Source organism: Streptomyces sp. NPDC059201, from assembly GCF_042754585.1.
Lineage (GTDB): Bacteria > Actinomycetota > Actinomycetes > Streptomycetales > Streptomycetaceae > Streptomyces.
In genome coordinates, this window is record NZ_JBHZBB010000005.1 from 447,272 (window position 1) to 470,758 (window position 23,487).

The 23,487-nt window shown below is 72.8% G+C and carries 22 protein-coding genes; 15 read left to right on the plus strand and 7 right to left on the minus strand.

The features are described from left to right. Positions 1 to 115: 115 nt before the first annotated feature. From ACFXMG_RS20030 to ACFXMG_RS20065, 8 genes are all read left to right on the plus strand, one after another. Entirely contained in the window at positions 116 to 376 is a 261-nt protein-coding gene (locus ACFXMG_RS20030; RefSeq protein ID WP_383822145.1) for a hypothetical protein, read from the plus strand. 44 nt (positions 377 to 420) lie between these two features. Then, entirely contained in the window at positions 421 to 741 is a 321-nt protein-coding gene (locus ACFXMG_RS20035) for a helix-turn-helix domain-containing protein (RefSeq protein WP_383822147.1), read from the plus strand. Between the two features lie 155 nt (positions 742 to 896). Continuing rightward, positions 897 to 1,412, plus strand: coding sequence for a 2-oxo-4-hydroxy-4-carboxy-5-ureidoimidazoline decarboxylase (gene uraD / locus ACFXMG_RS20040; RefSeq protein WP_383822130.1), 516 nt, complete (start codon positions 897 to 899; stop codon positions 1,410 to 1,412). Further along, positions 1,409 to 1,816 carry a hydroxyisourate hydrolase gene (gene uraH, locus ACFXMG_RS20045; protein WP_383822133.1) on the plus strand — a complete coding sequence of 136 codons (408 nt, stop codon included), beginning with the start codon at positions 1,409 to 1,411 and terminating at the stop codon, positions 1,814 to 1,816. Before uraD ends, uraH begins: the two co-directional genes overlap by 4 nt. Positions 1,817 to 1,821: 5 nt before the next feature. Further along, positions 1,822 to 2,745 (plus strand): factor-independent urate hydroxylase, encoded by a 924-nt coding sequence (gene pucL / locus ACFXMG_RS20050; protein ID WP_383822135.1) that lies wholly within the window; start codon positions 1,822 to 1,824, stop codon positions 2,743 to 2,745. 92 nt (positions 2,746 to 2,837) lie between these two features. Further along, a complete protein-coding gene (locus ACFXMG_RS20055) occupies positions 2,838 to 4,256 on the plus strand; it encodes a nucleobase:cation symporter-2 family protein (protein ID WP_383822138.1) in 1,419 nt (472 codons plus the stop codon). 48 nt (positions 4,257 to 4,304) lie between these two features. Further along, entirely contained in the window at positions 4,305 to 5,693 is a 1,389-nt protein-coding gene (locus tag ACFXMG_RS20060) for an 8-oxoguanine deaminase (protein ID WP_383822140.1), read from the plus strand. Between the two features lie 396 nt (positions 5,694 to 6,089). Then, positions 6,090 to 7,439 (plus strand): nucleobase:cation symporter-2 family protein, encoded by a 1,350-nt coding sequence (locus tag ACFXMG_RS20065; protein WP_383831042.1) that lies wholly within the window; start codon positions 6,090 to 6,092, stop codon positions 7,437 to 7,439. Positions 7,440 to 7,528: 89 nt separating this feature from the next. Here ACFXMG_RS20065 and ACFXMG_RS20070 read toward each other — a convergent pair whose 3' ends face one another. Continuing rightward, a complete protein-coding gene (locus ACFXMG_RS20070; protein WP_384901678.1) occupies positions 7,529 to 8,152 on the minus strand; it encodes a hypothetical protein in 624 nt (207 codons plus the stop codon). A gap of 132 nt (positions 8,153 to 8,284) precedes the next feature. Between ACFXMG_RS20070 and ACFXMG_RS20075 the strand changes: the two genes are divergently transcribed. Both ACFXMG_RS20075 and ACFXMG_RS20080 read left to right on the plus strand, forming a co-directional pair. Beyond that, positions 8,285 to 9,232 (plus strand): fibronectin type III domain-containing protein, encoded by a 948-nt coding sequence (locus ACFXMG_RS20075; protein WP_383830081.1) that lies wholly within the window; start codon positions 8,285 to 8,287, stop codon positions 9,230 to 9,232. A 79-nt stretch (positions 9,233 to 9,311) separates the two neighbouring features. Further along, positions 9,312 to 11,108, plus strand: a complete 1,797-nt coding sequence (locus ACFXMG_RS20080) for a hypothetical protein (protein WP_383830084.1) — start codon at positions 9,312 to 9,314, stop codon at positions 11,106 to 11,108. On the opposite strand, the gene ACFXMG_RS20085 is transcribed toward ACFXMG_RS20080, so the two are convergent. From ACFXMG_RS20085 to ACFXMG_RS20095, 3 genes are all read right to left on the minus strand, one after another. Beyond that, on the minus strand, positions 11,095 to 12,249 hold the full coding sequence (locus ACFXMG_RS20085; RefSeq protein WP_383830087.1) for a GDSL-type esterase/lipase family protein: 1,155 nt from the start codon (positions 12,247 to 12,249) through the stop codon (positions 11,095 to 11,097). The two genes, ACFXMG_RS20080 and ACFXMG_RS20085, sit on opposite strands and share 14 nt — an antisense overlap. Before the next feature lie 200 nt (positions 12,250 to 12,449). Continuing rightward, a complete protein-coding gene (gene aceB / locus ACFXMG_RS20090) occupies positions 12,450 to 14,072 on the minus strand; it encodes a malate synthase A (RefSeq protein ID WP_383830090.1) in 1,623 nt (540 codons plus the stop codon). A 255-nt stretch (positions 14,073 to 14,327) separates the two neighbouring features. Beyond that, positions 14,328 to 14,957 (minus strand): NTP transferase domain-containing protein, encoded by a 630-nt coding sequence (locus tag ACFXMG_RS20095; protein WP_383830093.1) that lies wholly within the window; start codon positions 14,955 to 14,957, stop codon positions 14,328 to 14,330. A 157-nt stretch (positions 14,958 to 15,114) separates the two neighbouring features. On the opposite strand from ACFXMG_RS20095, the gene ACFXMG_RS20100 reads away from it, so the two are divergent. After that, positions 15,115 to 15,441, plus strand: a complete 327-nt coding sequence (locus ACFXMG_RS20100) for a DUF5955 family protein (RefSeq protein WP_383830096.1) — start codon at positions 15,115 to 15,117, stop codon at positions 15,439 to 15,441. A gap of 39 nt (positions 15,442 to 15,480) precedes the next feature. On the opposite strand, the gene ACFXMG_RS20105 is transcribed toward ACFXMG_RS20100, so the two are convergent. Together ACFXMG_RS20105 and ACFXMG_RS20110 are read right to left on the minus strand one after the other, a co-directional pair. Next, a complete protein-coding gene (locus ACFXMG_RS20105) occupies positions 15,481 to 16,119 on the minus strand; it encodes a response regulator (protein ID WP_383830098.1) in 639 nt (212 codons plus the stop codon). Then, positions 16,116 to 17,303 (minus strand): histidine kinase, encoded by a 1,188-nt coding sequence (locus ACFXMG_RS20110; protein WP_383830100.1) that lies wholly within the window; start codon positions 17,301 to 17,303, stop codon positions 16,116 to 16,118. Before ACFXMG_RS20110 ends, ACFXMG_RS20105 begins: the two co-directional genes overlap by 4 nt. Before the next feature lie 112 nt (positions 17,304 to 17,415). Here ACFXMG_RS20110 and ACFXMG_RS20115 point away from each other — a divergent pair, with 112 nt between their 5' ends. Further along, the gene (locus ACFXMG_RS20115; RefSeq protein ID WP_383830102.1) at positions 17,416 to 18,495 is read left to right on the plus strand and encodes an ABC transporter permease; all 1,080 of its coding nucleotides are present in this window, start codon (positions 17,416 to 17,418) and stop codon (positions 18,493 to 18,495) included. Next, complete coding sequence (locus ACFXMG_RS20120) at positions 18,492 to 19,163, plus strand: ABC transporter ATP-binding protein (protein WP_383830105.1); 672 nt, start codon at positions 18,492 to 18,494, stop codon at positions 19,161 to 19,163. Before ACFXMG_RS20115 ends, ACFXMG_RS20120 begins: the two co-directional genes overlap by 4 nt. Before the next feature lie 460 nt (positions 19,164 to 19,623). On the opposite strand, the gene ACFXMG_RS20125 is transcribed toward ACFXMG_RS20120, so the two are convergent. After that, entirely contained in the window at positions 19,624 to 20,430 is an 807-nt protein-coding gene (locus ACFXMG_RS20125; protein ID WP_383830108.1) for an IclR family transcriptional regulator, read from the minus strand. Between the two features lie 327 nt (positions 20,431 to 20,757). Between ACFXMG_RS20125 and allB the strand changes: the two genes are divergently transcribed. Next, positions 20,758 to 22,095 (plus strand): allantoinase AllB, encoded by a 1,338-nt coding sequence (gene allB, locus ACFXMG_RS20130; protein ID WP_383830111.1) that lies wholly within the window; start codon positions 20,758 to 20,760, stop codon positions 22,093 to 22,095. A 3-nt stretch (positions 22,096 to 22,098) separates the two neighbouring features. Beyond that, positions 22,099 to 23,217, plus strand: a complete 1,119-nt coding sequence (gene alc, locus ACFXMG_RS20135) for an allantoicase (RefSeq protein ID WP_383830114.1) — start codon at positions 22,099 to 22,101, stop codon at positions 23,215 to 23,217. Positions 23,218 to 23,487: the final 270 nt, after the last annotated feature.

Here is a 23,487-nt window from a genome sequence, read left to right on the forward strand (position 1 = left end):
CGGAAGTAATTTTCTGTCTGACGGAATGTTGCAAGCCTGTGGCGGTGCTTGTCAAGGGCGCCCCTCGCGTTCGGGACTCCCCAGCCGGTCGAACGGCCCGTAGCGTGGGGGCATGGTGCGTTTGAGAGTGGAGTTCACGACCGAGCCGTTCGACCTCGACGAGGCGCCGGCCCACGCGGTCGTGGCCCGTGAGGTCATCCAGTCGGCCGAACTGGACGCCGTCGATGTCGGCCCCTTCGGCAACACCGCGGAAGGCGGCTCCGACGCCGTCCTCACCGCCGTCGACGAGCTGCTGCGCAAGGCGCTCGCCGCCGGTGCCACCCGGGTCTCGCTCCAGCTGAACGTGATCGGTGAGGGCGGGGAGGACGCGAAGTGACCGAGCACCCCTTGGCGGCGGCGGTGAAGCCGCTGGTCGACGCGATGGGCGCGGAAGTGCTGGAGCCCGCGCAGGCGGCGGTGGACGATGTCGTCCTCTCCTGGGAGGGAGAGGACGTCCTCGCCGTACGGCTGCCGCAGCTGTCGGACTCCCTGGACCACATCCTCGCGGCGATGGAACGGCGGCACGGGATGCCACTGGCCGCCCTCGACCGCAAGGCCAAGCAGGAGGTGGTCCGGCTCCTGGAGGCGCGGGGCGCCTTCTCCGTACGGCACGGCGTGGAGACGGTGGCGGGTGCACTGGGTGTCAGCCGCTTCACCGTCTACAACTACCTGAACAGGGAAAACGCCTCCAAGAACGCCTAGTTGATCAAGAATTGCCACAAGCCGTCGTCCGGATGTCGGGACGACGGCTTTTGTGTCACCGAGTTTTCAACAAAGTGTTGACGTCGTGTTGCCGAGGGCGTTAGCTATCCGCAGCCCGTCCGACGCACAGCGAAAAACAGCCACGGAGGCTTCCCGTGACTTCAGGTACGACACCGGGCCTCACCCGGTTCAACACCTCGGCGGACAGCGAGGCTCTCGCCGCGCTCCACGAGGTGTGCTCCAGTTCGGCGTGGGGGAGCAAGCTCCTCTCCCAGCGCCCGTACACCACCGCCGAAGCCCTCTTCCTCGCCAGCGACGCCGCCATGGCCGAGCTGACCGCCGAGGACCTGGCCGACGCGATGGCGGGCCACCCGCCGATCGGTCGTCCGAAGGAAGGGGATGCCACCTCCACCCGCGAGCAGAGCGGGATGGCCGGCTCCTCCGCCGAACTCAAGGCCGAGATGCTCGAACTGAACCTGGCCTACCAGGAGAAGTTCGGCCACGTGTTCCTCATCTGCGCCACCGGCAGGACCGGCGAGCAGATGCGGGACGCGGTCAAGGACCGGATCGGCAACGCGCCCGAGCAGGAGCGCGAGATCGTCCGGACCGAACTGGGCAAGATCAACCGCATCCGGCTCACCCGTCTCGTAGAGGAAGAGAGCGCCGCATGAGCACCGACACCACGGCCTCGGTGTCCACCCACATCCTGGACACCAGCATCGGACGCCCCGCGGAGGGCGTGGCGATCAGCCTCGCCGCCCGCGCCGGCTCCGACGCCGCCTGGGTCGCGCTCGGCGGCTCCGCCACCGATGCCGACGGACGGTGCAAGGACCTGCCGGCCCTGCCGGTCGGCACCACCCACGTACGTCTCGACTTCGAGACCGAGACGTACTTCCTGAGCAAGCAGAACCAGCAAGCCGAGGCGCAGCAGGACGCCCCCGCGAATCGGGACAGCGGTCCGGAGGGTGCTTTCTTCCCGGAGGTGGCGATCACGTTCGCCGTCAAGCCGGGCGAGCACTACCACGTACCGCTGCTGCTCAACCCGTTCGGCTACTCCGTTTACCGAGGGAGCTAGCAGACATGCCCACGATTCTCGGCCAGAACCAGTACGGCAAAGCAGAGAACCGCGTCGTCAAGATCACGCGGGACGGCGCGACCCACCACATCAAGGACCTGAACGTCTCGGTCGCCCTCTCCGGCGACCTCAGCGACGTGCACCTCACCGGCTCCAACGCCAACTGCCTCCCCACCGACACGACGAAGAACACCGTCTTCGCGTTCGCCAAGGAGTACGGCATCGAGTCCGCCGAGCAGTTCGGCATCCACCTCGCCCGTCACTTCGTGACGAGCCAGGAGCCGATCAAGCAGGCCCGGATCCGGATCGAGGAGTACTCCTGGGAGCGCATCGCCTCCTCGGACGCCAACTCCAAGTTCATCGGCTCCGACGAGGTCAACCACTCCTTCGCCCGCAAGGGCCAGGAGACCCGGGTCACCCAGATCACCTACGACGGCGAGAAGTGGGAGGTCATCTCCGGCCTCAAGGACCTCGTCGTCATGAACTCCACCAACTCGGAGTTCTGGGGCTACATCAAGGACCAGTACACCACCCTCCAGGAGGCGTACGACCGCATCCTGGCCACCCAGGTGTCCGGCCGCTGGCGGTTCAACTGGACCGACGACGAGCAGCGCATGCCCAACTGGGAGCGGTCCTACGAGCAGACCAAGCGCCACATGCTCGAGGCGTTCTCGGAGACCTACTCGTACTCCCTCCAGCAGACGCTGTACCAGATGGCCACGCGGATCATCAACCACCGTTCGGAGATCGACGAGGTCCGCTTCTCGCTCCCGAACAAGCACCACTTCCTGGTGGACCTCGAGCCCTTCGGGCTGAAGAACGACAACGAGGTCTACTACGCCGCGGACCGCATGTACGGCCTCATCGAGGCCACGGTCCTGCGTGACGGCGCCGAGGCGCTGATCCCGGTCGACATGACCAATCTCTGAGCGGCACCACATCTCTGAGCGGCACTGAGTGACCCGGTCCCCGCCCGCCCGCAGTCGGGCGGGGACCGGCACCAGACCGGAGGGAACCCAGCATGGCACTGCCCGCAAAGGGGCCGGCGTCCGCCGAAGGCCCGTGTTCCACCCCGTCGACCACCGAGGCTCCTGCCCAGGCCGCCTGTCATCCGGTCGACGAGAAGCTCCCCGCCTCGCGGCTCGTCCCCGCGGCACTCCAGCACATCGCCGCCATGTACGCCGGCGTCGTCACCCCTCCGCTCATCATCGGCCAGGCCGTCGGCCTGGACGCCGCCGGGATGACCCGGCTCATCGCCGCCAGTCTCCTGATCGCCGGCTGCGCCACGATCCTTCAGACCCTCGGCGTCCGCAACTTCGCCGGAAACCGGCTCCCGTTCGTCAACGCCGCCTCCTCCGCGGGCATCGCCCCCATGCTGGCCATCGCCGAGACGAGCGCCCCCGGGCACCAGCTCCCCGCCATCTACGGCGCGGTCATGGTCGCCGGTGTCTTCTGCCTCGCCGTCGGCCCCTTCTTCGGCCGGCTCCTGCGCTTCTTCCCGCCGCTCGTCACCGGCGTCGTCATCACCCTGATCGGCGTCACCCTGATGCCGGTGCCCGTCAGCTGGGCCCAGGGCGGGGACAAGACCGCCGCCGACTTCGGCGCCATGAAGTACCTGGCCCTCGCCGGCTTCACCCTGGTCGTCGTCCTGCTGTTCCAGCGCTTCGGCCGCGGCTTCCTCAAGCAGATCGCCCTCCTTCTCGGCCTGCTCATCGGAACCCTCGCCGCGATCCCCTTCGGGATGGCCGACTTCACGGCCCTGCGCGAGGCTCCCGTCGCCGCGCTCCCCACCCCCTTCGCCTTCGGCGCCCCCGAGTTCCAGCCCGCCGCGATCCTCTCCCTGTGCATCGTGATGCTGGTCCTCATGACCGAGTCCAGCGCCGGCATGCTCGCCCTCGGCGAGATCTGCGAGCGCCCCAGCGACGGGAAGACCATCACCCGGGGCCTGCGCACCGACGGCATCGCCACCCTGGTCGGCCCCGTCTTCGGCGGCTTCCCGACCTCCGCCTTCGCGCAGAACGTCGGCGTCGTCTCGCTCACCCGGGTCCGCTCCCGCTACGTGGTCGCCGTCGCCGGCGGCGCCCTCCTGGTGCTCGGCGCCTTCCCGGTCCTCGGCGCGGTCGTCTCCATGGTCCCGATGCCCGTCCTCGGCGGCGCCGGCATCGTCCTCTTCGGCTCCATCGCGGTCAGCGGCATCCGGACCCTCTCCGAGGCCGGACTCGACGACAGCTCCAACATCATCCTGGTGGCCGTCGCGCTCGGCGCGGGAATCATCCCGCTCGCCGCTCCCACCTTCTACGCCGGATTCCCCGCCTGGGCGCAGACCGTGCTCGGTTCCGGCATCAGCGCGGGCGCGCTCGTCGCCGTCCTGCTGAACCTTTTCTTCCATCATCTCGGCACCCGGAGCCGTCAGACGGCCCCGGCACTCAAATCCTCCTAGGGTCCTGCCGTGCCCACCCCACCCATGAGGAATGAAGGAAGCACCGCCATGGCAGCACCTTCGGCAGACCAGCGGATCGTCATCGAGAACGCGGCGATCGCCACCGTCGACGCGCACGACACCGAGTACGCCTCCGGCTACCTCGTCGTCGCCGGCAACAGGATCGAGTCCCTCGGAGCCGGCAAGGCCCCCGAGAACCTGGAGAACGTGGTCCGGCGGATCGACGCCACCGGCCACCTGATCACGCCGGGCCTGATCAACACCCACCACCACTTCTACCAGTGGATCACCCGTGGTCTCGCCACCGACCACAACCTCTTCAACTGGCTGGTCGCGCTCTACCCGACCTGGGCCCGCATCGACGAGCAGATGGTGCGCGTCGCCGCCCAGGGTTCGCTGGCCATGATGGCCCGCGGTGGTGTCACCACCGCCATGGACCACCACTACGTCTTCCCGCAGGGCTCCGGCGACCTCTCCGGCGCCATCATCGGCGCCGCCTCCGAGATGGGCGTCCGCTTCACCCTGGCCCGCGGCTCCATGGACCGCAGCGAGAAGGACGGCGGCCTGCCGCCGGACTTCGCGGTCGAGACCACCGAGGGCGCGCTCGCCGCGACCGAGGAGACGGTCAAGAAGCACCACGACGCCTCCTTCGACTCGATGACGCAGGTCGCCGTCGCCCCCTGCTCGCCCTTCTCGATCTCCACCGAGCTGCTGCGCGAGGGCGCCGCCCTCGGCCGCCGCCTGGGCGTGCGCATGCACACCCACGGCTCGGAGACCGTGGAGGAGGAGAAGTTCTGCCACGAGCTCTTCGGCATGGGCCCGACCGACTACTTCGAGTCGACCGGCTTCCTCGGCGAGGACGTGTGGATGGCGCACTGCGTCCACATGAACGACTCCGACATCGCCGCCTTCGCCCGCACCAAGACCGGTGTCGCGCACTGCCCGTCGTCGAACGCGCGCCTCGCCGCCGGCATCGCCCGCGTCCCCGACATGCTGAAGGCGGGCGTCCCCGTCGGCCTCGGCGTCGACGGCACCGCCTCCAACGAGTCCGGTGAGCTCCACACCGAGCTGCGCAACGCGCTGCTCATCAACCGCCTCGGCGCCCACCGCGAGGCCGCGCTCAACGCCCGCCAGGCCCTGCGCCTCGGCACCTACGGCGGCGCGCAGGTCCTCGGCCGCGCCGACAACATCGGCTCCCTGGAGGCGGGCAAGCTCGCCGACTTCGTCCTCTGGAAGATCGACGGCCTCGGCCACTCCTCGATCGCCGACCCGGTCACCGCCATCGTCTTCGGCGCCGCGGCACCGGTCACCGCCTCCTTCGTCAACGGCAAGCAGATCGTCGAGAACAACCGACTGCTCACCGTCGACGAGGACACCATCGCGCGCGACGCGCGCACGGAGTCCCAGCGCCTGGCCCGCATCGCGGCCAAGAGCTGACGCTCCCCCCGGAGTCCGGTCGAGGGGGACGGCCCTCGACCGGTCGCCGCGGACCCGAGCGGGGTCCGCGGCAGCCCGACCGGGGGGCGCCGTACGCAGAAGACGTACGACGCCCCCCGGGACGGTGAACCCCGCCCCCACCCCCCTCGGGCCTCCCGCCCCCGCGCCGTACCCCCTCCTCAGGCGCGTCGCTCCACCCCGTACCGAGCAGCCGCACCTCCTGCACTTCGCACCGCATCGCACCACCTCCCTGACACCCGTGTCACCGCCGACGCGTACCCGACCGGAGGAACCGCCGTGGCCGATGAGCCCCAGGTTCGCAATGCACAAGACGCAGGCACCGCCCCGGAAGACCGGACCAAGCATCCGGTCGACGAGACCCTGCCCCCACTGAAGATGTTCACCAGCGGCCTCCAGCACGTGGCCGCGATGTACGCGGGCGTGGTGGCCCCGCCCCTGATCGTCGGAGCGGCCGTCGGTCTCTCCGGGACCGAACTCACCTTCCTGACCGGCGCCAGCCTCTTCACCGCCGGCCTCGCGACCTTCCTCCAGACCCTCGGCGTCTGGAAGATCGGCGCCAAGCTGCCCTTCGTCAACGGCGTCACCTTCGCCGGCGTCGCGCCGATGCTGGCCATCGTCGACACGACGGAGGACAAGGCCGACGCGCTGCCGATCATCTTCGGCGCGATCATCGTCGCCGGTCTCCTCGGCTTCCTCGCCGCTCCCTGGTTCTCCCGGCTGGTGCGGTTCTTCCCGCCGGTCGTCACCGGCACCGTCATCACCCTCATCGGCGTCTCGCTGCTGCCGGTCGCCTTCGGCTGGGCCCAGGGGCCCAACCCCGCGGCAGAGAACTACGGTTCGGTGAAGTTCCTCGCCCTGGCCGGCATCACGCTCGTCGTGGTCCTGCTGCTGCGCCGCTTCACCCGCGGCTTCCTCAAGCAGATCGCCGTCCTCGTCGGCCTGGTCCTGGGCACGCTGATCGCCATACCCTTCGGCGTCACCGACTTCAGCGCGGTGGCGGAGGCGGACATCGTCGGCTTCCCGACGCCGTTCCACTTCGGCGCCCCGCAGTTCGCCCTCGCCGCGATCATCTCGATGTGCGTGGTCATGCTGGTCTCGATGACCGAGTCCACCGCCGACATGCTGGCGCTGGGCGAGATCGTCGAGCGGCCCGCCGACGAGAAGACCATCGCCGCCGGTCTGCGCGCCGACACCCTCGGCTCGGCACTCAGCCCGCTCTTCAACGGCTTCATGTGCAGCGCCTTCGCCCAGAACGTCGGCCTGGTCGCCATGACCCGGATCCGCAGCCGCTTCGTCGTCGCCTGCGGCGGCGGTCTGCTGGTCCTGATGGGCCTCTCGCCCGTCATGGCCTCGCTGATCTCGGTCGTGCCCCGCCCGGTCCTCGGCGGCGCGGGCGTCGTCCTCTTCGGCTCGGTCGCGGCCAGCGGCATCCAGACCCTGGTCAGGGCCGGCCTGGAGAAGGACAACAACGTCCTCATCGTGGCCGTCTCGCTGGCCGTCGGCATCATCCCGATCACGGCGCCGGAGTTCTACCACGCCTTCCCGGAGACCGCGAAGATCATCCTGGACTCGGGCATCTCCACCGGCTGTGTCGCCGCCGTCCTGCTCAACGTGGTCTTCAACCACTTCGGAGCGCGCACGGAGGACGACGAGGTCACCGCGCCGATGGAGCCGGGCGACGACATCTCGGAGGCACGCGGCGCCAAGGCGGCCCACGTCCACTAGGCCCCGCCACACCCCTGTCGCCCGCCCCGGCCCCCGCGCACCCCGCGGGGCCCGGGGCGGCGTCGTGCCCGCCGCCGTGCCCGCCGCCCTCACGCCGACTCCCGCGCGATCCGCCGGGCGCACTCCCGGGCCAGCGCCGGGTAGGCGGCCGCGATCGCCTCGTACAGCCTGCGCCGCAGCAGCCGCTCGGCCTCGCGCCGGCCGGTGTCGCCGTACAGCCCGTCGAGCAGCGCCTCGTACCGGCCCAGCACCTGGCGCAGATAGCCCACCTGCCATCGCGTGAGGGAACCGGACGGCGCCCGGACGCCCCGGCCGCCCGCGCCGCCGCCCGGCGGGCCGCCCGGCGCGCGGGCGGTCAGCAGGTGCCGGTGGCGGGCGGCCCGCCGCTCCAGCTCGGCCGCCGGCAGCCGCGGCACCAGGATCGGCTCGGCCCGGATCGCCGCGAGCACGGCGGCCCGCCGCCCCTCCGCGAGCACCCCGACGGCGGCGCTCCGCCGCACCTCGGCGACGGCCGTGGAGGCCGCCGCGAACTCCGGCGTCCGCTCCACCGCCTCCACCCGCGCCAGCAGGTACAGCCGCACCGGCGCGGGCGTGTGCCGGCGCGGATCGCGCCCCTGGACGTCCGGCAGCCCCAGCAGCTCCCGCATCATCGCGTCGCTCCAGCCGCGCCGCCGCACCCCGGCCGGCGACACGTACAGCGAACGGTCCGTCATGATCCCCCCAAGAATCGACTACGGAGAGTAACGGTTCCAGTGAAGCGCGCCCCACTGACAACGCCCTCTTGCGAACCCCTCCCTCCGCATGCGATATAGGTCTGGACCTTTCTGACGGACGGAGGCCGGCCCGTGCAACGCCCGCTCGCCGCAAGCCTGTTGATCGCCCTCACCGCTCTCGCGGGCTGCTCCGCCGCCGACCCCCCCGACACCAGCCCGCCCACCGTCCCCACCGGCCTCACCGCCGACTCCGGCAGCGCCACCACCGTGCACGTCATGTGGGAGGCCGCCACCGACGACCGGGCCGTCACCGGCTACCAGGTCCTCCAGGACGGCCGCCAGGTCAGGGAACTCCCCGCCACCACCCTCATGACCGACGTCACCGGCCTCACCCCCGGCACCCGCCACAGCTTCGCCGTCCGCGCCCTCGACGCCGCCGGCAACATCTCGCCCGCCACCCCCGCCGTCCCCGCGACCACCCTGCGCGCCACCGCCGAGGACCGCGAACCCCCCACCGCCCCCCGCGCCCTGCGCGCCACCCCCGACGGCCCCGACGCCGCCGCCCTCACCTGGACCGCCGCCCGCGACGACACCCGTGTCACCGCCTACGACGTCTACCAGGCCGGTGTCCGCATCCACACCGCCCCCGGCACCGCCACCACCGCCCGCCTCACCGGTCTGCGCCCCGGCACCGCCTACTCCCTCACCCTCCGCGCCCGCGACGCCGCCGAGAACTCCTCCCCGGACAGCGCCCCCGCCGACGTCACCACCGCCTCCGCCCCCGGCGCGCCCCCCAACACCTCCCCCCTCGCCCTCGCGGCCGCCTCCGCGAACGGCGAGATCACCCTCACCTGGACCCCGCCGAAGACCGGAGGCCCCGTCACCCACCACGAACTCCACATCGACGGGCGCTTCGCCACCACCGTCGTCTGGGGCGCGGACCCGCCCCCCGGCCGCGCCACCTACACCTTCCCCGCGCAGACCGCACCCGGCACCACCCTCACCCTCACCCTCCGCGCCCGCCTCCCCGACGGCACCTGGGGCGACTTCTCCGCCCCCCGGACGGTCGTCGTGCGCTGAGCCCTCCCGGGGGCCGCCCGGGGGCCGCCCGGGGGTGTCCCTCAGGCCGTTCCCGGCACCCCCGAACTACCCTGGAACCGTGGCCGAGACCGTTCTCACCAATACCGGGCTGGACAGGTTCCTCGCGCGCCTCGACGGCGGGGCCGAGGCGCGGGACCCCGCCTTCCGGCGGGCCGCCGAGGTGGTGCTGGGGCTGCTGGCCCTGCGCGGCGCCGACCGGGCGAGCGGCATCCCCGAGCCCGGCCCCGGACTCGTACGGCGCCTGCTCGTGGAGGACCTGCCGGCCTTCGTGTACGTGCCGCCCGGCGAGCTGGCCGCCTACCCCGCCGCCGTGGGAGCCCTCGCCGGCTGCTTCGACGGAGGGCTCCGCGAGCGCGTCGCCGCCGTCGTCGACGAGAGCGCCGGCGACTTCGAACGCGCCATGGACGACCCCGGCAACCTCACCTGGTACCGCTGGTACGCCTCGCTGCTCCGCTCCATGGGGACCGACCTCGGCGACCCCGCCGACGTCCGGCGGCGCATCGGCGCCCTCGACGGCGCGCCCCTGCCCGACGGGGTGCTCCGCACCGACCTCATGGGACGGACCGCGCTCGCCGACACCGTGCTCGCCGAGGCCCTCGCCCGCGCCTACGTCCGGGACGCCGAGAGCCCGCCCGCCGCAGGGCCGCTCCTCACCGACCACACCGTCGCCGCCGGCGTCGGACGCGTCGCCGCCGCCCTCCTCGACCGCTGGACCGCCGCCGGACTCGCCGAACAGCTCACCGGCGACTACGCCCACTTCGCGCCCGGCCCCGAGGACTTCCCCCACCTCGTCCTCGCCGACGCCCTCCTCGACGAACACATGGACTACCACGGCGACACCGGCATCGCCGTCCCCCCGCCGCACACCGTCGAGGACGGGAACGCCGAGCGGGACGCCGACGCCCTGCTCGCCGCCGTCGAGGAACTGGCCGAGGAGGAGTACGAGCCCTACGGCGGCGAGGCCCCGCACCTGCTCTACGCCCTCTACCAGCGCGGCTGCGCCGCCGACTCGATCGCCCGCCGCGCCGCCGAGTACGAGGACTGGACCGTCGACCCGGCCCTGGAGGACGTACCGGTGGCCGTACCGGAGGGCGTCACCGGCGCCTACGCCGTCCCGCCCGTGCCCGAACTCGTCCGGCTGCTCGGCGCCGCCGGCCTCGGCGAGGACGACCGGGTCCGGCTGGAGGGCCCGGCCCGCGAACTCGCCGCCGTCGCCGACCGGCTCGCCGCCACCGGCCTCGTCCTGCGCGCCGGCGACGCCTTCGGGCTGACCCCGCGCGGCGCCGCCACCGTCCGCTACCTCCTCCGGGTGCGCCGGATCGCCGCGCCCACCACCGCCGAGGCGACCGCCTGGCCCGCGCGGGAGCTGGTGACCGCCGCCGCGCAGTGGCCGCACGCGCCCGCCGCGCGCGTGCTCGCCGCATGGCTGCACGCGCGCGGGGACACCGCCGAAGCCTGGTCCGAGCTGCTGGCCGCCTTCGCCACCGCCCACGCCCACGCCGCCGAAGGGGCCGACGTACGGGCCCTGTTCGGGCTCCTCGACACCGCGACCGCCCCACCCGGCGCCCTGCGCGGGGTCCTGCGCGACCCGGTGATCGGCGCCCAAGCCCTGCACGCGCTCCAGGCGCGCGGCGAGGAGGCCGACGCGATCCAGGTGCCGGTCTCGGCCCGCGCCCTGCTCGTCCTCGACCGGCTGCCCGGCAAGAAGGGGCCGCTGGAGTCCCGGCGGGCCGCCTTCGACGCCGCCGCCGCCGACTGGCCGGGCGGCTCGGCCGCCCTGGTGAAGGCGATGGCCGAGGCCGACCGGCACGGCGCCGGACGGGTCCTCGGCCCGCTCGGCATCAGCCTGCCGTGAGGTACATCCCCGAGGGGCCGGAGCCCGCCGCGTTCCGGCAGGACCGGTGGCCCGACGGCACGGCCTCGATCAGCGCGAGACAGCGTCCGAGCGCCTGCTGCCCGTAGGCGTTCGGGTGCATGGACTCCTGCACGAGCCCCTGGGTGCTCCGGCTGTCGATCCACCGCGCCCACTCGCTCGCCGCCCCCGACGGGGGCACCGAGGCCGTCGCCTGACGGCTCGCCTTCGCGCACACCTCACGCCCCTGGAGCGCGTCCCGCAGGTCCAGGAACTGCGCGCCCTTCGCCACGGCGACCTGCCGCAGCCGGCCCGAGAGCTGCGGGACGAGGGAGTCCCGCGCCCAGTCGGAGTCCTTGTTCCAGAACGGGCAGCCGCCCGTGTTCATCCGCGACCAGCCGCTCTCGGAGTAGCGGTTCTCGGCCGCGCGGGGGATCGGCGACGGGTAGGACTGGAGCACGATCCGGTAGTCCGAGGCCGCGTAGCCCGCCCCGCTCATCACCGCCCGGATCTCGTCTACGGCCTTGCCGACGGAGGCCATCGCGGCGTCCATCCGGGCGTCGACCTCGGCCTGCTGGTCGTCGTGGCAGTAGGAGTACCAGACGAGGTAGTCGGTGGCGCAGGAGGTGATGATGTCGGCGAAGCCGAGGTCGTTGCCGCCGACGGAGAGGGCGATCAGCTCCACGTCGTGCGAGGCGGCGACGGCGGCCAGCTGGTCGGCCTGCGGGGCCTCGCCCCGGTACGCCCGGCCGCCCTTCGCGGCGCGGAAGACGTTCTCGGTGGTCGCCCCGGAGCAGGCGAGGTTGATCAGGGAGCTGGCGATCGGGCCCGCGCTGCGCACCTCGGAGGTGTCGGAGCGGTGGCAGCCGCCGGCGGTGGGGCCGTACACCCGGGAGGGGTCGTAGCCGCTCCCGGTCCAGGCGCGGTCCGTGCCGTCGCGGCCGCCGGAGTTGCTGAGGCCGTTGCCGAGCCAGCGGCCGGCCTCGCCGGAGATGTAGCTGTCGCCCATCGCGACGACGGCGGTGGGGCCGGTGCCGGGGGCGGCGGGCGCGGCCGAGGCGGCCGGGGCGGAGACGGACGCGAGCCCGGCGGCGGTACACAGTGCCAGGAGTGCGCGCAGCGCACGGTGGGGGGTGGAGGGCATGGCTGTGCTCCTGCGGTACGCAGTGATGTGGGGGACAGCCGCCGGCCGGTGGCATGGCGGAATCTCGCACGCGCTGACTTATTACCGCTAGGTAGCTGCATATCTCGGTTGCGTCACGTCCCCTGTGACACGACAGGGCCTGGGCCCCGGAGCTGTGCGTTCGCCGGGGGCCGGGCCCTGTTCGTGGGTGCCGGGGGGTGTCAGCCGATCAGCTGCTCGTACGCGGGGAGGGTGAGGAAGTCCGCGTAGTCCGCGTCGAGGGAGACGTGGAGGAGGAGGTCGTGGGCCTGCTGCCACTTGCCCGCCGCGAAGGCGTCCTCGCCGATCTCGGCGCGGATGGCGGCCAGCTCCTCGGCGGCGACCTCGCGGGCCAGCTCCGGGGTGGCCTTCTGGCCGTTCTCGAAGACGACGCCGGCGTTGATCCACTGCCAGATCTGCGAGCGGGAGATCTCGGCGGTGGCCGCGTCCTCCATCAGGTTGAAGATGGCGACGGCGCCGAGGCCGCGCAGCCACGCCTCGATGTAGCGGGTGCCGACCTGCACGGCGCTGACCAGGCCCGCGTAGGTGGGCTTGGCGTCGAGCGAGTCGATGGCGATGAGGTCGCCGGGCGCCACGGAGACGTCCTCGCGCAGCCGGTCCTTCTGGTTGGGCTTGTCGCCGAGGACGGCGTCGAAGGAGGCCATGGCGATCGGGACCAGGTCGGGGTGGGCGACCCAGGAGCCGTCGAAGCCGTCGCCGGCCTCGCGGTCCTTGTCGGCCTTGACCTTCTCGAACGCGACCTTGTTGACCTCGGCGTCCTTGCGGGACGGGATGAAGGCCGCCATGCCGCCGATCGCGTGCGCGCCGCGCTTGTGGCAGGTGCGGACGAGGAGTTCGGTGTACGCGCGCATGAACGGGGCCGTCATCGTGACCGCGTTGCGGTCCGGGAGGACGAACTTGGCGCCGCCGTCACGGAAGTTCTTGACGATGGAGAAGAGGTAGTCCCAGCGGCCCGCGTTGAGGCCGGCGGCGTGCTCGCGGAGCTCGTAGAGGATCTCCTCCATCTCGTACGCGGCCGTGATGGTCTCGATGAGGACCGTGGCGCGGACGGTGCCCCGCGGGATGCCGACGTAGTCCTGGGCGAAGACGAAGATGTCGTTCCAGAGGCGGGCCTCCAGGTGCGACTCGGTCTTCGGCAGGTAGAAGTACGGGCCCTTGCCGAGGTCGATGAGGCGCTGCGCGTTGTGGAAGAAGTACAGGCCGAAGTCGACCAGCGCGCCGGGGACCGGGCGGCCCTCGAAGGCGAGGTGGCGCTCCTCCAGGTGCCAGCCGCGCGGGCGCATGACGACCGTGGCGAGCTCCTCGGCGGGCTTGAGGGCGTACGACTTGCCCGAGCGCGCGTCCGTGAAGTCGATGTTCCGGGTGTAGGCGTCGATCAGGTTGACCTGGCCGAGGACCACGTTCTCCCAGGTGGGGGCCGAGGCGTCCTCGAAGTCCGCGAGCCACACCTTCGCGCCGGAGTTGAGCGCGTTGATCGTCATCTTGCGGTCGGTCGGGCCGGTGATCTCCACGCGGCGGTCGTTCAGGGCCGCCGGGGCCGGCGCGACCTTCCAGGAGTCGTCGGCGCGGATCGCCGCGGTCTCCGGCAGGAAGTCGAGCGTGGAGGTGCGGGCGATCTCGGCGCGGCGCTCGGCGCGGCGGGCGAGCAGCTCGTCGCGGCGCGGAGTGAACCGGCGGTGGAGCTCGGCGACGAAGGCGAGGGCCGCCTCCGTCAGCACCTCCTCCTGGCGCGGCAGGGGCTCGGCGTCGACGACGACCAGGGGGGACGGCGCTGGTGCGGACATGAACTGTCACTTCCTTCAGCGGACTACGCGTGCGGTACCAGGCGGCCGCCGGGCGTCACGGACGGCACGGGGTGCCGCGGGTGCCGAGATACGGCCGCGAGCGCCGTTGCAGGGGCTCGGGCGCTTCTATGCAGTGGATATTAGTTTCCTCATGGTGGAAGTTCAATCGTTTGTTGATGTCGAGATTCTTCGGGTCGACAGAACGTGGCTCCGGGTGCCAGCGCCTTCACTCCTGGTGCCCGCACCCGGACCCCCTCACCCCTCCAGCCGGTACAGGTCCGCCTCGGTGTCGATGTCGAAGGGCTCGGCCACATCCGAACAGTCCACCAGCGTGATCGCATCCCGGTGCGCCGCCAGATAGTCCCGCGCCCCCCGGTCGCCCTCCGCGCCCTCGGCGATCCCCGCCCACCGGTCCGCCCCGAACAGCACCGGATGCCCCCGCTTCCCGTCGTACGAGGCCGCCGCCAGCGCGCCCCGCGCCCCGTACGCCCCCCGCACCCGGGCCACCGCCGCCGCCCCGATGCCGGGCTGGTCCACCAGCGACACCAGCGCCGCGTCCACCCCGCGCGGATCCGCGGCCAGCGAGGCCAGCCCCACCCGCAGCGAGGAACCCATCCCGTCCGCCCACCCCGGGTTCTCCACCAGCACGCACTCCGGGAGCTCGGCCCGTTCCCGTACGAGCTCCGCCGAGGCGCCCAGCACCACGTGCACCACCGCGCAGCCGCCCTCGCGCAGCACCCGCACCGCGTGCTCGACCAGCGGCCGGCCCCGGTACGGCAGGAGGGCCTTCGGGCGCCCGCCGAGCCGGCGTCCGCCGCCCGCGGCGAGCAGCAGCCCGGCGACGAGGGGAGGGGTGGAAGGGGAGGGAGAGGCTGTGTTCGTCATGGGGACTGCATACCTCATGACACGGAATGACACGGTCGCATGAATGCGTCGCACGGCCTCTTCCCCGCCGGGCGGCCGGGGTGTTGACTGACCCCCACTCAGGGCGCCCGACCACCGCCCCGGGGGGACCAGGACGGACGGCTCGGAGTGGGGGACCGTGTTGCGGAGCGTGGGGCAGAGGCGAGTGACCGGCGAGGCAGTGGACCCGAGGGTGAGCGGACTGCGGTCCGCGGTGGCCCGGCTCCGGCGGGAACTGGCCGGACACCGGGTGGACCTCGCCGACCGTGAGATCGCCGAGGACGAACTCGCCGCGCTGGACGCGATGGCGGTGAGCGGCGCCCCCGAGGTGTGGCGGCTGCGCCGCAGCCTCCTCCTCGTCGCCGGCTCGCTCGGCTCCGTCAGCGCCCTCGCGGAAGGGCTCGCGGGCGTCCGGCACGCCGTCGAACTCTTCGGCCCGTCCGTACCGCCACAGCCGCCCGCCTGAGCGACAAGGCTTGAGAGTCAGAGAGTCAGCGTCCGAGCGTCAGCGTCTGATGAGGCGTCGCTCGCGGGCCGCGGCCACCGCCGCCGTCCGCGAGTCCACGCCCAGCTTGGCGAAGACGTGCACCAGATGGGACTTCACGGTCGCCTGGCTGAGGAAGAGCACCTTGCTGATCTGCTGGTTCGACAGGCCCTCGCCGACCAGTTGGAGCACCTCCAGCTCCCGCTTCGTCAGCGCCTCCGCCGGGGTCCGCATCCGGTCCATCAGCCGGTGCGCCACCGCCGGGGCCAGCGCCGACTGCCCGGCCGCCGCCGTCCGCACCGCCGCCGCCAGTTCCTCCGGCGGCGCGTCCTTCAGCAGATAGCCCGAGGCGCCGGCCTCCACCGCCGCGAGGATGTCCGCGTCCGTGTCGTACGTCGTCAGGACCAGCACCCGCGGCCCGCCCGGTACCGCCGTGATCGCCGCCGTCGCCTCCGAACCGTGCATCCCGGCGCCGAACTGGAGGTCCATCAGGACCACGTCCACGCCCCCGGCGGCCGCCAGCTCCACCGCGCGCTCCGCCGTCGCCGCTTCGCCGACCACGGTGAAGCCCGGCTCGGTGTCCAGCACCGCGCGCAGCCCCGCCCGTACCACCGGATGGTCGTCGGCGAGCAGCAGCCGGACCGTCTCGGGAGCCGTCACCGGGCACCTCCGGCGGGCAGCGGGAGGGTGACGGCGACGGCCGTGCCCTGCCCGGGCGCCGACTCGACCGTGAACGTGCCGCCCAGCGACTCGGCCCGCGAGCGCATCGCCGGCAGCCCGAAGCCGCCGCCGTCGCCGGACGGCCGTACCCCCTCGGGGTCGAAGCCCTTCCCGTCGTCCACCACGTCCAGCGCCACCACGTCCTCCATGAACGACAGTGTGATCTCCGCCCGCTCCGCGCCCGCGTGCCGCACCGTGTTCCCGACCGCCGACTGCGCGATCCGCAGCAGCGCCACCTCGTACGGGGTCGGCAGCTCCACCGGCGTGCCGCTCACCGAGAACCGCACCCGCGGCCCCGCGCCCGGCTCGCACAGGCGCTCCAGGGCGGCCGCCAGCGAACCGTGCTCCAGGTCCGGCGGCGCCAGCGCCCGCACGAAGCGGCGCGCCTCCGCCAGGTTGTCCTGCGCCGCCTGCCGCGCCCGGTCGATGTGCCCGGCCGCCGGCGAACCCTCCGGCAGCGCCCGCTCGGCCGCCCGCAGCAGCAGCTGGATCGACGAGAGCCCCTGCGCGAGCGTGTCGTGGATCTCCCGGGCCAGCCGCTCCCGCTCGGCCAGCGTCCCCGCGTGCCGCTCGGCCGCCGCCAGCTCGGCCCGGGTGGTGATCAGCTCCTCGATCAGCCGCTGCCGCCGCTCGCTCTCCCGGTACAGCGCCTGGTAGCCGAGGACGGTCGCCACGGCCACGGCGCCGCCGAGCAGCGGCCCGATGAAGACCCCCGGGTTCAGGGCGGCGCCATGCCCCACGTACGAGAGGATCGCCGCGCCCGCCGTCAGCGCGACCGCCGGCAGCGACCAGCGGGCCGGCAGCAGGTGCAGCTGGAGGAAGTACAGCGGGAACGCCAGCCACAGGGCCTCCGGCGTCGCCCACAGCAGCGCCAGCCAGCACAGCACCAGCACCGCCAGCCACCCGGCCGCGGCCCGCTGCGACTCCCGTACGGAGGGGAGCCAGGCCCCGGCCGCGTAGACCGCGCCGGTGAGCGCCGCGAGGACGGTGCCGGTGGGGGAGTGGGCGCGGACCGCCGCGAGGACGAGCAGCCCCGCCATGAGGAGGTGGAGGCAGGCGCGGAGGGCGCGGAGGGCGGGGGTGAGGGACCGCCGGGAGGGAGGGTGGGAGATGGGGGGTTCCATGACCCCACCAGCGTAGACAGGGGGAGGCGGGGTCGGGTCAATCGAAAGTTTGAATACGGAGCCATCCGTGGCGCGATGTCCGGAGGGGGTCGGGAACAGCAGGCTTGGGCCCATGTTCGTGGCATGGAGAGACCTGAGATTCGCCAAGGGGCGGTTCGCCCTCATGGGCACGGTGATCGTGCTGATCACCCTGCTCGTGGGGCTCCTTTCCGGGCTGACGGCCGGACTCGCGCGGGAGAACATCTCCGCGATCACCGGCCTGCCCGCCGACCGGATCGCCTTCGCCGCCCCGCCGGCCGGGCAGTCGGTCTCGTTCACCAACTCGACGGTGACCGAGAAGCAGTGGACCGCGTGGGCGGAGCGGCCCGGGGTGACCGGGGCGGCGCCGCTCGGCATCCGTACCCTCAACGCGGTCTCCGGCGAGCGGACCGCCGCCGTCTCCGCCTTCGGTACGGAGCCGGGCGACGGGCTCGCGCCCGGGGCCGTGGCGCCGGGGAAGGCGGTCCTGTCCGAGTCGGCGGCGGAGGAGCTGGACGCGCGCGCCGGGGACGCGGTCCGGCTCGGCCCGCTGGAGGTCACCGTCGCGGCGGTCGCCGGGGACGCCTCGTACAGCCACACGCCCGTCGTGTGGACCTCGCTCGACGACTGGCAGCGGCTGGGGCACAGCGGGACGACGACCGAGGAGCAGGCGACGGTGATCGCCCTGCGCGGCGGCGATGGCGCCGACTGGGCGGCGGGTGACGCGGCGGTCGGGACGGAGGCGCGGACGGTGGACGGGGCGCTGACCGCCATAGGGTCCTACCAGGCCGAGAACGGCTCCCTCCAGCTCATGCGGGGCTTCCTCTTCGTGATCTCCGCGCTCGTCATAGGGGCGTTCTTCACCGTCTGGACCATCCAGCGGAGCGGCGACGTCGCCGTCCTCAAGGCGCTCGGCGCCTCCACGTCCTATCTGCTGCGCGACGCGCTCGGGCAGGCGGTCCTGATGCTGGTGGCGGGGACGCTGCTCGGTACCGGGCTCGCGCTCGGCATCGGGGCGCTCGTCAGCGGCGGCGACGTGCCGTTCGTCCTCTCGCCGCTGACCGTGCTCGGTCCGGCCGGCGTGATCATCGTGCTCGGCGCCGTCGGCTCCGCGCTGTCCATCCGGCGGATCACCGCCGTCGACCCCCTCACCGCGCTCGGGAGCGTCCGATGAGCCTCGCACTCGATGCCGTGACCCTGACGTACCCGGACGGCGACGGGCGGCTGACCGCGCTCGACGCGGTCTCCCTCACCGTGCCGGCGGGCCGTATGACCGCCGTCGTCGGGCCCTCCGGCTCCGGCAAGTCCAGCCTGCTCGCCGTCGCGGCGACCCTCGTCACGCCTGATCGGGGGCGGGTCGTCGTCGCCGGGACGGACACGGCGGGGCTCGACGCGGCGGGGCGGGCGGAGCTGCGGCGGACGTCGATCGGGATCGTCTTCCAGCAGCCGAACCTGCTGCCCTCGCTGACGGCGGTCGAACAGCTCCAGGTCATGGCGCACCTGTCCGGGCGTCCGCCGAAGTCGGTACGCGAACGGGCCATGGAACTCCTCGACGCGGTGGGTCTCGCGGACCGGGCCGCGCGCCGCCCGCACCAGCTCTCGGGTGGGCAGCGGCAGCGCGTCAACATCGCGCGGGCGCTGATGAACGAGCCGTCGGTCCTGCTGGTCGACGAGCCGACCAGTGCGCTGGATCATGAGCGGGGGGCGGGGGTGGTGGCGCTGCTCGCCGATCTCACGCGGGCGCGGGGCACGGCGACGATCCTGGTCACGCACGACCACACGCACCTGGCGGCAGCCGACGAAACGAACCAGGTCATAGACGGCCACCTATCCCGAGCCTGACCCCAGCAACGGCGCCCTCCGAAGCACCCCCGTGCGGGGCGCGCCCCGCTGGACGGCGCCCTCCGCTGCACCCACCCCCGTGTGGGCAGGCGTCCCGCAGGGCGGGACGGGTGGGCACACGGGACGGCGCCCCCTGCCGGGCCTAGGCTTTCCGCGCCTGAACCCGCACCCGTAGCGCGGTGCACTAGTGGTGCGGGTCCAGGCAACGGAAGCGGAGGCACCCGCAGAGGGTGCCGTTCCGTTGTGCCCACCCGTTCCGCCCCAGCGGAACGATTGCCCACAACGAAACGGCGCGGCGGGGTGGGCACCGCCCCAGCGGAACGATTGCCCACAACGAAACGGCGCGGCGGCGCGGCCCGGCCGCCCACAACGGAGCGGCGGCGGCTCGGCGCCCGCGCAGCCCCGGCGCGGGGGTGGGCGCCGCCCCAGGGGAAGGACTGCCTGCAACCGGGCGGTGCTGTTACGGGTGGTTGTTGGGGGTGGTGTTGGCTAGGGCTGTGGAGAGTTCTTGGGCTACCTGCTGGAGGATGGGGACGATTTTCTCCGTCGCCGCTTCCGTCACCCGGCCCGCCGGGCCCGAGATGGAGATGGCCGCCGCCGTGGGGGAGTCGGGGACCGACACCGCGAGGCAGCGCACCCCTATCTCCTGCTCGTTGTCGTCGACGGCATACCCCGTCTCCCGCACCGCCGCCAACGCCGCCAGAAACCCGTCCGCCGTGGTGATGGTCTTCTCCGTCGCGGCCGGCATCCCGGTACGCGACAGCAGCGCCCGTACCTCCTCGTCCGGCGTGTACGCGAGCAGCGCCTTGCCGACGCCGGTCGAGTGCGGCAGCACCCGTCGCCCGACCTCGGTGAACATCCGCATGGAGTGCTTGGACGGCACCTGCGCGACGTACACGATCTCGTCGCCGTCGAGCAGCGCCATGTTCGCCGTCTCGCCGGTCTCCTCGACGAGCCGCGCGAGGTAGGGGCGGGCCCAGGTGCCGAGCAGGCGGGAGGCGGACTCGCCGAGCCGGATGAGGCGCGGGCCGAGCGCGTACCGCCGGTTCGGCTGCTGGCGGACGTAGCCGCAGGCGACCAGCGTGCGCATCAGGCGGTGGATCGTGGGCAGCGGCAGTCCGCTGCTGGCGGAGAGTTCGCTGAGCCCGACCTCGCCCCCCGCGTCCGCCATCCGTTCCAGAAGGTCGAAGGCGCGCTCGAGGGACTGGACGCCACCGCTCGCGGCGGGCTTGGCGGCGTCGGTGGTGCTGGCGCTGGACGTCGGCACGTCAACGGTCCTTTCGGGGCAGGCGGGCAAGGCAGCAGCCTACCGGGCCGCCGGGCCGGGCACAGTGTGCGGGGCGCGGCGTCCCGGCCGGTCAGCGGGGTGTTTGTCCGTTGTCGGCGGCTGCACGGCGGGGGTCGGGTCCGCCCCGCCTGTGCGGAGCTACCTTCTACTGTACGAAATCCATATTCCACTTTGTGGAAACGTCTAAGTGGGGTGGCTCGCGTACCGCCGACCGGGGTCCGGTCTTGACGGCTCGTTCCTCCCGGCCGCAGACTCCTTCAACAGTTCGTTGAAATTCTGCTTCGTGGAAGCGGAACGGGAAGGGGCATGGTGGACGTCAACCTGGTACTGCGCTCGACACGGGTCATCACCCCGGAGGGCACGCGCCCGGCGGCCATCGCCGTCTCGGGCGGGATGATCGCTGCGGTGCTGCCGTACGACGCCGAGGTACCCGCCGGAGCCGTCCTGGAGGACGTCGGCGACGACGTCGTCCTCCCCGGCCTCGTCGACTCCCACGTCCACGTGAACGACCCCGGCCGCACCGAGTGGGAAGGCTTCTGGACCGCCACCCGCGCGGCCGCCGCCGGCGGCATCACCACGATCGTCGACATGCCGCTCAACTCGCTCCCGCCGACCACCACCGTGGAGAACCTGCGCGTCAAGCAGGAGGTCGCCCGCAGCAAGGCGCACGTCGACGTCGGCTTCTGGGGCGGCGCCCTCCCCGACAACGTCAAGGAGCTGCGCCCCCTGCACGACGCCGGCGTCTACGGCTTCAAGTGCTTCCTCTCGCCCTCCGGCGTCGACGAGTTCCCCGAGCTCGACCAGGAGCAGCTCGCCCGCTCCCTCGCCGAGATCGCCGGCTTCGACGGGCTGATGATCGTCCACGCCGAGGACCCCCACCACCTCGCCGCCGCCCCGCAGAAGTCCTCCTCCGAGTACGCCGACTTCCTCGCCTCGCGGCCCCGCGACGCCGAGAACACCGCCATCGAGAACCTGATCAACCAGGCCCGGCGGCTCGACGCCCGCGTCCACGTCCTCCACCTCTCCTCCTCCGACGCGCTGCCGCTCATCGCCGCCGCCAAGGCCGAGGGCGTCAAGGTCACCGTCGAGTCCTGTCCGCACTTCCTCACCCTCACCGCCGAGGAGATCCCGGACGGGGCCACCGAGTTCAAGTGCTGCCCGCCCATCCGCGAGGCCGTCAACCAGGACGCGCTCTGGCAGGGACTCGCCGACGGCGTCATCGACTGCATCGTCTCCGACCACTCGCCGTCGACCGCCGACCTCAAGACCCCCGACTTCTCCTCCGCGTGGGGCGGGATCTCCTCCCTCCAGCTCGGCCTCCCCGCCATCTGGACCGAGGCCCGCCGCCGCGGCTTCGACCTCACCGACGTCGTCCGGTGGATGTCCGAAGGCCCCGCCCGCCTCGCCGGACTCGACCGCAAGGGCGCCATCGAGGCCGGACGCGACGCCGACTTCGCCGTCATCGACCCCGACGCCACCTTCACCGTCGACCCGGTCGAACTCCAGCACCGCAACCGCATCACCGCCTACGCGGGCAAGACCCTCCACGGCGTCGTCACCTCCACGTGGCTGCGCGGCGAGCGCATCAACGACCGCGGCACCCTGGCCGAGCCCGCCGGCCGCCTCCTCGAAAGGAACAACTGACCCGTGAGCACCGGCATACCCTCCTTCACCGGCGACGCCAGCCCCTACGGCGGCGGCGACCCGTACGCCGACTACCGCACGGCCGAGTTCCCCTTCACCCAGTACGCCGACCTCGCCGACCGCCGCCTCGGCGCGGGCGTCATCGCCGCCAACGACGAGTTCTTCGCCGAGCGCGAGAACCTCCTCAAGCCCGAGGCCGCCGAGTTCGACCCCGAGCACTTCGGCCACAAGGGCAAGATCATGGACGGCTGGGAGACCCGCCGCCGGCGCGGCGTCTCCGCCGCCGAACCGCACCCCACCGCCGAGGACCACGACTGGGCCCTCGTCCGGCTCGGCGCCCCCGGCGTCATCCGCGGCATCGTCGTCGACACCGCCCACTTCCGCGGCAACTACCCGCAGGCCGTCTCCGTCGAGGCCGCCTCCGTCGCCGGCTCGCCCTCGCCCGAGGAGCTCCTCGCCGACGACGTGAAGTGGACGACGCTCGTCCCGCGCACCGCCATCGGCGGCCACGCCGCCAACGGCTTCGCCGTCGACGTCGAGCAGCGCTTCACCCACCTCCGCGTCAACCAGCACCCCGACGGCGGCATCGCCCGCCTCCGCGTGTACGGCGAAGTCGCCCCCGACCCGGCGTGGCTGAACGTCCTCGGCACCTTCGACCTCGCCGCCCTGGAGAACGGCGGCCAGGTCGAGGACGCCTCCGACCGCTTCTACTCCCCGGCCACCAACACCATCCAGCCCGGCCGCTCCCGCAAGATGGACGACGGCTGGGAGACCCGCCGCCGCCGCGACAAGGGCAACGACTGGATCCGCTACTCCCTCGTCGCCGAGTCCGCCATCCGCGCCGTCGAGATCGACACCGCGTACCTCAAGGGCAACAGCGCCGGCTGGGCCGCGCTCTCCGTCGCCGCCGAAGGCTCCGACGACTGGACCGAGATCCTTCCCCGGACCCGGCTCCAGCCCGACACCAACCACCGCTTCGTGCTCGACACGCCGGCCATCGGCTCCCGCGTACGGATCGACATCTACCCGGACGGCGGCATCTCCCGCCTCCGCCTCTTCGGCTCCCTCACCGAGACCGGCACCGCCCGTCTCACCGCCCGCCACCAGGAACTCGGCGGCTGACCGGAGCCCGTACGACCCCGGGGCCCGGCCGGCCGACACCGACCGGCCCCCGGCAACGACTGGGCGGGCACGACACCCCGCCCGGCCCGCGAGGGCGCACCGCCCGACAGCAACGGTGCGCCCTCGCGTAACAGGGCCCCCTTTTTTTGGGCTCGGTTCTCCTCCGGGGCGCTTTGTGCCGGGCTCACGGGTCCGGCCGTGCTCGGCCCGCTCGTTCCTCCCGGGCCTGCGCGCGGCCGGACCCGTTCCCCCGGCGCGCCCCTTCGGCTC

Excerpts from the sequence above, each read along its gene's own strand:
- allB (WP_383830111.1), top strand. The coding sequence starts at position 20,758 with ATGGTGGACGTCAACCTGGTACTGCGCTCGACACGGGTCATCACCCCG.
- ACFXMG_RS20110 (WP_383830100.1), bottom strand. The coding sequence starts at position 17,303 with ATGGAACCCCCCATCTCCCACCCTCCCTCCCGGCGGTCCCTCACCCCC.
- ACFXMG_RS20095 (WP_383830093.1), bottom strand. The coding sequence starts at position 14,957 with ATGACGAACACAGCCTCTCCCTCCCCTTCCACCCCTCCCCTCGTCGCC.
- aceB (WP_383830090.1), bottom strand. The coding sequence starts at position 14,072 with ATGTCCGCACCAGCGCCGTCCCCCCTGGTCGTCGTCGACGCCGAGCCC.
- uraH (WP_383822133.1), top strand. The coding sequence starts at position 1,409 with ATGAGCACCGACACCACGGCCTCGGTGTCCACCCACATCCTGGACACC.
- ACFXMG_RS20085 (WP_383830087.1), bottom strand. The coding sequence starts at position 12,249 with ATGCCCTCCACCCCCCACCGTGCGCTGCGCGCACTCCTGGCACTGTGT.
- ACFXMG_RS20115 (WP_383830102.1), top strand. The coding sequence starts at position 17,416 with ATGTTCGTGGCATGGAGAGACCTGAGATTCGCCAAGGGGCGGTTCGCC.
- ACFXMG_RS20120 (WP_383830105.1), top strand. The coding sequence starts at position 18,492 with ATGAGCCTCGCACTCGATGCCGTGACCCTGACGTACCCGGACGGCGAC.
- ACFXMG_RS20060 (WP_383822140.1), top strand. The coding sequence starts at position 4,305 with ATGGCAGCACCTTCGGCAGACCAGCGGATCGTCATCGAGAACGCGGCG.
- ACFXMG_RS20035 (WP_383822147.1), top strand. The coding sequence starts at position 421 with ATGGGCGCGGAAGTGCTGGAGCCCGCGCAGGCGGCGGTGGACGATGTC.
- ACFXMG_RS20065 (WP_383831042.1), top strand. The coding sequence starts at position 6,090 with ATGTTCACCAGCGGCCTCCAGCACGTGGCCGCGATGTACGCGGGCGTG.
- ACFXMG_RS20070 (WP_384901678.1), bottom strand. The coding sequence starts at position 8,152 with ATGACGGACCGTTCGCTGTACGTGTCGCCGGCCGGGGTGCGGCGGCGC.
- ACFXMG_RS20055 (WP_383822138.1), top strand. The coding sequence starts at position 2,838 with ATGGCACTGCCCGCAAAGGGGCCGGCGTCCGCCGAAGGCCCGTGTTCC.
- pucL (WP_383822135.1), top strand. The coding sequence starts at position 1,822 with ATGCCCACGATTCTCGGCCAGAACCAGTACGGCAAAGCAGAGAACCGC.